Source organism: Vibrio chemaguriensis (genome assembly GCF_012275705.1).
Taxonomy (GTDB): Bacteria; Pseudomonadota; Gammaproteobacteria; order Enterobacterales; family Vibrionaceae; genus Vibrio; species Vibrio diabolicus.
The window spans coordinates 44,104-54,222 of the sequence record NZ_SHOE01000026.1 but is presented as its reverse complement, the minus strand read 5'-3'; the positions used below and the strand labels follow the sequence as shown (position 1 = coordinate 54,222).

Here is a 10,119-nt window from a genome sequence, read left to right as displayed (position 1 = left end):
GTCGGCCCAATGAATACTGAACATTACATAAAGTAATGTTTGAATTGACTGTGCTGAATCCTAAGATTCAATGGTCACTTCGTTTCATTGAAACCTAATTTGAAGCCGAAGCTTCTAATTGGATTATCATCAACGAGTGCCCACACAGATTGATAGGTTTATATTTTTAAAGAGCTTTTCTAACTTATCAAGCAACTTAGTTGCTCGTCGTTAGGGGTGCGTATCTTACTCCGCACCGTGAGAGAGTCAAGCATTTTTTCAAATTTCTTTTTCTCTCACTTCCGACTCGCTGTGTGACTTTCGTCTCACTCCGTGTCGGTGGATGCGCAGTATAGGGAGTTGAGAAATTAGTACAAGCGTTTTTTGCAAAAAAACTTTCAATAGGTCATTAGTTAGCCAAAAGCGTGATATTTGCATATTTCTTCGTCACATTTGAGACATATCACAGCAATTGGTTGGAAAAACACCAACCATATACGTAAGATTCATGTGTCTATTCTGTTAATGGACAATCGATCTCTTTATCACTATGTGTAGTAATTAAAATGACGTCTAAAAAAAATCTGATTTTATGTGCTGGGCTGGCCGTCGTTGGGGGAATCGTCTTCTCTCAAGTCACCATCCCACCAGCCTTGAGTTTTCTCATTGGTGTTATCGCTACTGCTTTTTTATTTTCATTTTCTAGCCAGACACCTTCTATTCAATCAACGGACTCGGATCCATCGACTAAAACTCTGTATGTCGGCAACCTTCCTTATAAGGCCAATGAGAGTCACGTTCGCGATTTGTTTGCTGAATATGGACAGGTCTATGCAGTACGCTTAATGAAAGATAAGCGCACTGGAAAAAGAAGAGGGTTTGGTTTTGTCGTGATGGCTGCGGCAGATGCCAAGCCAGCTATCGCTAAACTTAATGAAAAGGAATATATGGAGAGAACGCTAAAAGTGAGAATTGCGAACGATCCTAAACACCCGGATGGTGGTAAACCAGAACAGGATTAAAACCTAGCTCCTTTAAACAAATGTTCAGTGCATCTTCCTGCCAAGGAGTTGCACTGGCATAAATCGACTTACTTCCCTCTTCCGTATCCTCAATTTCATCACTTAATAGTAATGCTTTTACTCGACGTGCAATGGCTGCACCCGAATCAATTAAAGTAACGTCCTCACCCAAAGCTTGATGAATTTCCTCTTTGATTAAAGGGAAGTGAGTACAACCGAGCACCGCAACGTCTACTTTATCGCGAAGCGGAAGCAGGATTTTTGTCAGTTCGTCTAGAGAAACGCTGTTGCCTCGCAACTTCTCTTCGGCCATATCCACCAAGCGAGTGGATCCCAACAGCTCAACTGGTTTGCCTTGCGCAAAGTCTCGTATTAACTCATGAGTATATTGGCGTGTTACTGTCGCCGGCGTGGCGATCAGCCCCACCCCTTTTGATGCTAAAAGCGATGCGGGTTTAATCGCAGGGACAACACCAACAACGGGAATCGATAGATTTTCACGTAAGGAAGGAAGCACTATGGTGCTTGCCGTATTACAAGCAATGACAACAATGTCGACTTGGTGTTCTTCGACTAATGAAGAGACCAGTTGGTTAACTCGTGAAATGAGTACCGCCTGATCGAGTTCACCATAAGGGTAAGCCTGATTATCGAATAAGTATAAGTAGTCAAGCTGCGGCAATAGGCGATGTATCTCTTGGAATACAGAAAGACCACCAACACCGGAGTCAAAAACTAGGACTTTTTTCTTACTTGCTACTCGCACGAGCCTTACCTAAAGAACAGAAACGTTGCGATCATACTGCGTAGATTTGTTTTGGCAATGCTTTAGCATGGTATCTTTGATGGCTGAATCTATCTCCAGATTCTACATCTCGCTTCGTTAGCTCGATATGCCCTTGAAAAGACGGCGAAGACGTGACCAGTGTGTGAAATTCACCATTTTCCCCACAGGGATCAATTTGACTTGGTAATGACTCTATTAGGACTTTGTCATACCAGCGACCACACCACTCTGGAGGGAGAACACTTCCGTCGATGGTGATCAACATCGTTTGAATACCACGCTCTATGATTTCCATCGCTAGTTTGTCGCTGCTCTCCCCTAATAGCGGAAAGACGCACTCCCAGCCAGCAGGTTCAATATAGCTGCGTCGGTACTCGGCAATGCCATTGCAAAACATATCGCCAAATGCGACAGCTTCTATGTTCAGACCACTACTTTGTAATGCATTAACGATGGTCGATTGATAAATGTCGTTACTTGGAAAGACTTCAGGTAGCTCGATAGTAATGAGCGGAAGCGCAAGTAAGTCTGCTTGCATTTGTACGACTTCAAGCGGAGTTGCTTGGAAAGGGACTTCTTTTCCTACGTAAGTCGTGTACAAACCGATAACTTGATAATTTGGATTCTCGTTAAGGCGCTCAAGCGTTAATGTCGAATCTTTACCACTGGACCAACTGATCACCACTCGCTTGGGTTTCTTCATTCGATTTTCCACCACAAAATATTAAAAACCGCCCGAAGGCGGTTTGTGCTCATTCACGATTAGAATTCGTAGCCAACGTTGAGATAGTACGCTCGCTCTGCAGCAGGGTAACCTTTTGCCATCTCATACTCTTCATCAAATAGATTATCGATACGAGCGCTAATAGAGGTCGACTCATTCGGATAGTAAGTCACCGCCGTATCAACCAACGAGTAAGAAGAAAGCGTAATATCTTGTGAAGGCCAAGTGCTGTAATCCACATCTGGACGCTTACCGACGTACTGATAGCTAACCGACCAGTCCACTTTATCGAAGCTCACTAAAGCGTTCCACTTATACATTTCTTTAGCGCGGCGCTGCAACTGATGCCCTTTATCGTCTTCAGCATCTTTGTAATCCGCACTCAACTGGTGCTGCACAATCCCTGTATCAAACTCAGCAACAAGCTCCACACCTTGGATATGTGTTTCACCATCGACATTCAAATATTTGTATGTCGTTGGATGGTAATCGATAAGATTCGTGATTTTATAGTCATAACCCGTGACGGACCAAAAAACGCCTTGGACATCACCGCTGAATGCTAGCTCCCAAGCATCTGACTCTTCCGGCTTAAGATCTTTCTCACCGTACGTTGGGTCATACTGTTGATATAGGTTTGGAGCCTTAAACGCAGTACCAAAAGAAGCTTTAACCCCAAACTCTGGCACAAACTGGTAACCAGCCGCTAAGCTGTAAGTGAACTCACTACCGTATTCTTCGTTATCATCCAAGCGAGCACTGCCCTCAAGCATTGCTTTATCAATACTAGTGGTTGCCATACCAAACAGAGCGCCATTGGTACGATCAAACGTTTTATTCGCACTCTTGTCTTTATAAGATTCGTTGCGCCAATCAATACCACCAGCAAACGTCGTATTGTTGTTTAGCAAGTAACTGTTGGTCCACTGGACATTTTGCTGCTCAAGTTCATCTTCAGTACCTGAGTGTTTGCCTTTTGCTTGCTCATAGTTCCAAGACTTCTGTTTCTGTGCCGTTACTTGTAGTTCTGACATCACATTATCAGACTGATACTTACCGCCCAGAGTGGCAGAAAGGTCGTCTTTTTCTGCTTCGTAATAACCGCGACTGCCGTAGCTGCTGTCATATTGATAAACATTTTCGTAAGCACGTAGGTTACCAAATACAGACCACTGGTCATTGAAGTTATGCACGTAACCTAGCAGACCATTCTTTGTATCAAAGCCATGGCGATCGCCGTCATTAACTCCCGGTACAGGACGAACGTTATAACCATCATCACTTTCACTACCAAGCGCGATATTCAGCTGGCCGCTCTCTGTGACTTTAATGCCAGATGCCACACTCAATTCTTGGTAATCTAAGCTACCTAAACCTGCGCTTAACTTCGTTCTTTCTTCGTCAGCACGCGCAATGGTGATGATATTGATCACGCCACCAATCGCTTCTGAGCCATAAAGTGACGCACGCGCACCACGCACGTACTCAATCCGTTGAACGTAAGTAAGTGGGATTTGGTTAAAGTCCACAGCGCCCTTCGCTGCTCGTGCAAAACGTACGCCATCAACCAGTACTAAAACTTGGTCGGAACTGGTTCCACGAACAAATAAAGACGCTAACTGACCACGACCACCATTTTGTGAAACTTGAATCCCAGTAAGACGACGCAATACATCTGGTAGGGTTTTCGCCTGAATGCGATCGATGTCTTGTCGAGTAACTACTTCGACATCTGCCAACGTACGGCTTTCGGCTTGCTCAAAACGGTTTGCAGTAACAACGATGGTTTCGTCAGTGGAGGTTTCTTGGGCCTGTAGATAAGAGACAGGTGAAAGCAGCGATGCCAAAGTGATCGCCAGTGCGGATTTTCTCATTGTATTGTCCTAAATCGCGTAATTCCTTCCGAGCCCTGTCTTCATGACAGTCCAGTGCTGTGGCTCAGTTGTTGGCAGGTATTCGGACTCAAAAGCACGGGTGTACCGCCTACTTGCTCGACTTCCCACATAAACTAATGCAGTGTCTGATGAGCGTTCGTTCTCTTTTACCGCTGCGCGTCAGTTCTGGATTCACACCAGATTCCCATTTCAGCCATCTAGATTGCTAGATAACACCAACTTGAGGCAAATATTATTCAGCTATTGATTATTTGTCCAGCCAATATTGCCCTTAGAAGTTGTAACGTTTTGATTGATTTTGCTTTCTACTCTGCCTGTACGCACTATCTTTAAATCAATTCCAGTACAAAACTGGACATCCTATTGAGATTGAATAAAATCTGCGCTCTTAAATTGAATGCACCATAAAAGGTAAGATCATGGCTACTCTTGATGTAAACCCACAACGCTACCAAGAACAACTGGCTGAAAAAGTCGAACGTCTCACGGATATGTTCGCGCCATACAACATGCCAGAACTGGAAGTGTTTGAATCACCAGAGCAGCATTACCGCATGCGTGCTGAGTTCCGTGTTTGGCATGAAGGCGAAGATCTTTACTACATCATGTTCAACCAAGAAACTCGTGAGAAATACCGTGTTGACCAATTTCCTGCAGCAAGCCGTCTGATCAACGACCTGATGCCGCTATTGGTTGAAGCGATAAAAGACAACGACTCGCTACGTCGTAAACTGTTCCAGGTGGATTTCCTATCGACGCTAAGTGGTGAGATTCTGGTTTCACTCCTTTACCATCGCCAACTTGATGAAGAGTGGATTGAAAACGCAAAAGCCCTTAAACAGCGCTTAAATGATGAAGGCTTCAATCTAAACATCATTGGTCGTGCTCGTAAGATGAAGATTGTCCTAGACCGCGACTACGTGATCGAGAAACTCGATGTAAATGGTCAGAGCTACATCTACCAACAAGTAGAGAACAGCTTCACTCAGCCGAACGGCAAAGTCGCAGAGAAGATGCTGGAATGGGCGGTCGACTGCACCCAAGAAAGCACTGGCGACCTACTAGAACTTTACTGTGGTAACGGTAACTTCTCGCTGGCCTTGGCACAGAATTTCGACCGCGTCCTGGCAACTGAGCTAGCCAAACCATCGGTTGTATCTGCACAGTACAACATCGCCGCCAATAAGATTGATAACGTACAAATCTTACGTCTATCAGCAGAGGAATTTACTCAAGCGATCGAAGGTAAACGTGAATTCCGTCGTCTACAAGATGCAGGTGTGGATCTGAAGAGCTACAACTGCAACACGATTTTTGTCGATCCACCACGTGCTGGGATGGATGTCGATACTTGTAAAATGGTGCAAGGTTACGAGCGCATCATGTACATCTCTTGTAACCCTGAGACTCTAAAAGAGAACTTGGACATTCTATGCGAAACACACAACGTGACGCGTTTTGCTCTGTTTGACCAATTCCCTTATACCCACCATATGGAAGCGGGCGTGCTATTGGAACGCAAAGCGTAACCCACGGCGTCAAATACAAAAAAGCGAGCTCAATGGCTCGCTTTTTTTGTATTTGATTCGTTTTGCTTATTCCGCAGAAGTCTTCTTGCTGACAAACCCTAGCTTCTTACCAATCCATGCGAGTAAGATCATTGAAACCATGATCGCAAAGAAGTTTGAGCCTGCTTCTGGGTATTGCGCTTTAATAAACGCAGAGTGACCAAACGCACCTACGAAGAAACACGCCAAGCCAACTAATGGGATATCTTCTGATACCGGATTATTTAGGTACTCTTGGTAAAGAGCTTGTACAGCCAGTACGAGTGCAATCAATGGGAAGATTGAAAAAGACACTTCACTCATGGTCAACCATGACAACAAAGCATCACCACACATACCTGCAACCAGTGCCAAAATCAGCGTTTTCTTTTCAGATTTATTTCCATTCGACATTATTCTATCCCGCCTTTTAATCGGTTACGTTCACGTTCTTTGCGATACCAATAGGCCCCTTTGGCTATCATTCGCAATTGCATGATCAATCGCTCGGCGAGTTCATCGCGCTCACGTCGATCTAAATCTAAAGCTTCAGCCCCCGAACTGAAAACCAAAGTCACAGACGCTTCTGCTTGAGTATACGCCTCTTCTCTGGTCACGCCGGTGCTCATTAAATACTCGGTTAATTCTGCCGCAAAATGCTGGATTTCTCGAGCAACAGCGGTACGAAATTCAGCAGAAGTGCCGGAGCGCTCACGCAACAATAAACGAAAAACGTTCGGACTACTTTCAATGAATTCCATAAAGGTTTCGACCGAGGTACGAATTACGCTACCTTCTTTCACAATACGTTGACGCGCCTGACGCATCAGTTGACGTAGTAGCAAACCGCCTTCATCAACCATGGTTAAGCCTAGCTCATCCATATCTTTGAAGTGACGGTAAAAAGAAGTCGGTGCAATCCCTGCCTCTCGGGCGACTTCTCGCAAGCTAAGGCTGGAAAAGCTGCGATCCGCACTTAATTGACTAAATGCCGCATCGATCAATGATCGACGTGTCTTCTCTTTTTGCTGTGCGCGGATTCCCATCGATTTCATTCTTAACTTGCTCTTTTTCTGTAGGGTACAAGAGCCTCAATATAACGCAATTTGCTCCTACGGAGAAAGATATGTTGCTTCGCTCGCTCTGAGCGCCGAGAACGTTACTATTGGCATGCATCTAATTGCAATGTTCTCGATGCAATTTATAGACATACAACATACCAAATCATCCTTTTGGTCGATTCTGCGTGATCACTTCCACTCTCTAACAGGCATGACGTGTATCAATAGAGTAAATGAGTTAAAATCGCGCTAAAGCAATGTTAAGCAAATATAACAAGGAAGGCATCATGGCGCATGTTAATCACTATGACGTGATCGTAATCGGTAGTGGCCCTGGCGGAGAAGGGGCTGCAATGGGATTAACCAAAGCGGGACTGAATGTTGCCATTGTCGAGAAAGAAAGCAGTGTCGGCGGCGGTTGTACTCACTGGGGTACTATTCCATCAAAAGCACTGCGTCATGCCGTTAGCCGCATCATTGAATTTAATAGCAACCCGCTATTTTGTCGAAACAACACCAGCGTTCATGCAACATTTTCTGACATTTTAGGTCATGCTAAATCGGTCATTGATAAACAAACTCGACTTCGTCAGGGCTTTTATGACCGTAACTCATGCACACTTTTGTTCGGAACCGCGCGATTTATCGATAACTACTCAATTGCAGTAATGCAAAGCGACGGCACAGAAGAAATCTATTCAGCGGATAAGTTTGTCATCGCGACGGGTTCTCGTCCGTATCAGCCTAACGACGTTGATTTCTTGCATGAGCGCATCTACGACAGTGATTCCATTTTGAGCCTGAAGCACGATCCTCGCCATATCATCATTTACGGTGCGGGCGTTATCGGTTGTGAATACGCTTCTATCTTCCGCGGACTTGGAGTGAAGACAGACCTTATCAATACCCGCGACCGCTTGTTGGAGTTTTTGGATAACGAAGTGTCAGATGCGCTGTCTTACCACTTCTGGAACAGCGGTGTGGTAATTCGTAATGATGAGACCTATGAAAAAATCGAAGGCACAGAAGATGGCGTGATTATTCACCTACAATCTGGCAAGAAGATGAAGGCGGACTGCTTGTTGTATGCGAATGGTCGAACAGGTAACACCGATAAGTTGAATTTGGGTGCAGTTGGTCTGGAAGCGGACTCTCGCGGACAACTAAAAGTAAACCGTAACTACCAAACCGATATTGAACACATTTATGCTGTAGGCGATGTCATCGGTTACCCTAGCCTTGCAAGCGCCGCTTATGACCAAGGGCGATTTGTCGCACAAGCCATTACGAAAGGTCAGGCAGAAAACTATCTGATTGATGATATTCCAACGGGTATCTACACCATCCCTGAGATTAGCTCTGTGGGTAAAACCGAGCAAGAGCTAACAGCTGCGAAAGTACCGTATGAAGTAGGACGCTCTTCGTTCAAGCATCTAGCTCGTGCACAGATCGCAGGGAAAGACATCGGCAGCTTGAAGATATTGTTCCATCGTGAAACCAAAGAAATTTTAGGGATTCACTGTTTTGGCGAACGTGCCGCGGAAATTATCCACATCGGTCAAGCCATTATGGAGCAAAAAGGCTCAGCGAATACCATCGAGTATTTCGTCAATACCACCTTCAACTATCCGACGATGGCCGAAGCGTATCGTGTCGCTGCATTGAATGGTTTGAACCGCTTGTTCTAATCTATGATTCTTGATAGCAGACAGAAAAACAGCAGGCTTGGACCTGCTGTTTTTATATCAACATTGTGCGAGGAAGGTATCCTTGTGCCATTGGTAGAGAAAGATAACCCCTAAACCAATACCCCGCATCAACATAAAGCTCGTCATTGCAAACCACAGCGCGTGATTTTCCCACTCGGCGAACAAGTAAAAGACAACGAAGAAACTGCTGGTCGCGACAAACATACTATTGCGCATGTCTTTGCCTTTGGTTGCACCGACAAAAATGCCATCCAATAGAAAGCACCACATCGACGCAAGTGGCATCACCACCAGCCAAGGTAGATACACCGCTGCTTGCTGTTGTACCGTCTCAATTGAAGTGATCATGGCGATCAACTGCGATCCCGCCAAACCAAAGAGCGCGGTCAGTCCTAAGCAAATAACCAAACTCCAAAAGAAAGTGCCGACAAGCGATGCACTCAATTGTTGCCTATCTTTGGCACCAATCGCCTTCCCGACCATGGCCTCCATTGCATAAGCAAAGCCATCCATGCCATACGAGATAATCATCAGGAAGCTCATCAGAACCGCATTTGCAGCGACAACCTCATCACCAAAGCTCGCGCCTTGGAACGTCATAAAGCTAAAAGCCGCTTGCAGACACAAAGAGCGTAAGAAAATATCGCGATTCAATTTCACGAATCGCCCTAAACCGTGTTGAGTGCTGGCTAGCAACTTTTGAGGTGATGGTAATTGCCTCTCTCGCCAGGTTTTCCAGACACACATGAGACCAAAACCCATGCCTGAGTAGTCAGCAATCACCGATGCAAGCGCAGCGCCTTCTACTTTCCACCCCAAACCAATCACAAACAACAAATCGAGGGCAATATTAGTCACGTTGGTGATGATCACCATCCACATTGGTGCTTTGGAATTTTGCGTTCCGAGCAGCCACCCCAACAACACAAAGTTCATTAGCGCAGCGGGGGCACTCCACACACGGATAGAGAAATATTGCATACCGTAGTGTTTTACCTCCGCGCTGGCGTCACTCCAACCAAAGATCAAATCAGCTATCGGGGTATGGGCAATAAGGAAGACTAACGCAAACAGCAGCGCCATAAGTGAGCCTTGCATAAACACCAAGGCAAGTTGCTTTCGGTCTTCACCGCCATAGGACTGCGCCGCCAACCCAGTAGTCGACATACGCAAAAAACCAAGCAGCCAAAACGTCACGCTGATCATGGTGCTGCCCAACGCAACACCACCCAAATACCAAGCGTGGTCTAGATGACCAATCACCGCAGCATCGACCAAACCGAGCAATGGAACAGTAATATTCGACAGCACCATAGGTATCGCTAAAGCTAAGACTTGGCGATGAACTTTTGGGTTATATAAAGGAGAGAAGATTGAATTTGTCACAGGCACCTC

At 45.4% G+C, this 10,119-nt stretch carries 9 protein-coding genes and 1 riboswitch; of the genes, 3 read left to right on the top strand and 6 right to left on the bottom strand.

Annotated elements, in window-relative coordinates; translation table 11 throughout:
• Positions 1–545 precede the first annotated feature (545 nt).
• Positions 546–1,001, top strand: a complete 456-nt coding sequence (locus EX191_RS19530) for an RNA-binding protein (RefSeq protein ID WP_031780357.1) — start codon at positions 546–548, stop codon at positions 999–1,001.
• Here EX191_RS19530 and murI read toward each other — a convergent pair.
• Genes murI through btuB form a run of 3 tightly spaced genes read right to left on the bottom strand, consistent with a single transcriptional unit; the run spans position 964 to position 4,386 of the window.
• Complete coding sequence (gene murI, locus EX191_RS19525) at positions 964–1,767, bottom strand: glutamate racemase (RefSeq protein ID WP_012841305.1); 804 nt, start codon at positions 1,765–1,767, stop codon at positions 964–966. The two genes, EX191_RS19530 and murI, sit on opposite strands and share 38 nt — an antisense overlap.
• Before the next feature lie 31 nt (positions 1,768–1,798).
• Positions 1,799–2,491 carry an adenine nucleotide alpha hydrolase gene (locus EX191_RS19520; RefSeq protein WP_193448306.1) on the bottom strand — a complete coding sequence of 231 codons (693 nt, stop codon included), beginning with the start codon at positions 2,489–2,491 and terminating at the stop codon, positions 1,799–1,801.
• 59 nt (positions 2,492–2,550) lie between these two features.
• On the bottom strand, positions 2,551–4,386 hold the full coding sequence (gene btuB, locus EX191_RS19515) for a TonB-dependent vitamin B12 receptor (protein WP_182020160.1): 1,836 nt from the start codon (positions 4,384–4,386) through the stop codon (positions 2,551–2,553).
• A 56-nt stretch (positions 4,387–4,442) separates the two neighbouring features.
• A riboswitch (cobalamin riboswitch) is annotated at positions 4,443–4,640 on the bottom strand.
• Between the two features lie 186 nt (positions 4,641–4,826).
• On the opposite strand from btuB, the gene trmA reads away from it, so the two are divergent.
• On the top strand, positions 4,827–5,936 hold the full coding sequence (gene trmA / locus EX191_RS19510) for a tRNA (uridine(54)-C5)-methyltransferase TrmA (protein ID WP_193448305.1): 1,110 nt from the start codon (positions 4,827–4,829) through the stop codon (positions 5,934–5,936).
• A 66-nt stretch (positions 5,937–6,002) separates the two neighbouring features.
• Here the strand turns inward: trmA and EX191_RS19505 are convergent, their stop codons facing one another.
• The gene (locus EX191_RS19505; protein WP_005378634.1) at positions 6,003–6,368 is read right to left on the bottom strand and encodes a YijD family membrane protein; all 366 of its coding nucleotides are present in this window, start codon (positions 6,366–6,368) and stop codon (positions 6,003–6,005) included.
• A complete protein-coding gene (fabR, locus tag EX191_RS19500; protein ID WP_005378632.1) occupies positions 6,368–7,009 on the bottom strand; it encodes an HTH-type transcriptional repressor FabR in 642 nt (213 codons plus the stop codon). Before fabR ends, EX191_RS19505 begins: the two co-directional genes overlap by 1 nt.
• Before the next feature lie 263 nt (positions 7,010–7,272).
• Here fabR and sthA point away from each other — a divergent pair, with 263 nt between their 5' ends.
• Complete coding sequence (gene sthA, locus EX191_RS19495; protein WP_005389689.1) at positions 7,273–8,703, top strand: Si-specific NAD(P)(+) transhydrogenase; 1,431 nt, start codon at positions 7,273–7,275, stop codon at positions 8,701–8,703.
• Between the two features lie 57 nt (positions 8,704–8,760).
• Here the strand turns inward: sthA and dinF are convergent, their stop codons facing one another.
• Positions 8,761–10,110 (bottom strand): MATE family efflux transporter DinF, encoded by a 1,350-nt coding sequence (gene dinF, locus EX191_RS19490; protein ID WP_193448304.1) that lies wholly within the window; start codon positions 10,108–10,110, stop codon positions 8,761–8,763.
• Between the last annotated feature and the right edge of the window lie 9 nt (positions 10,111–10,119).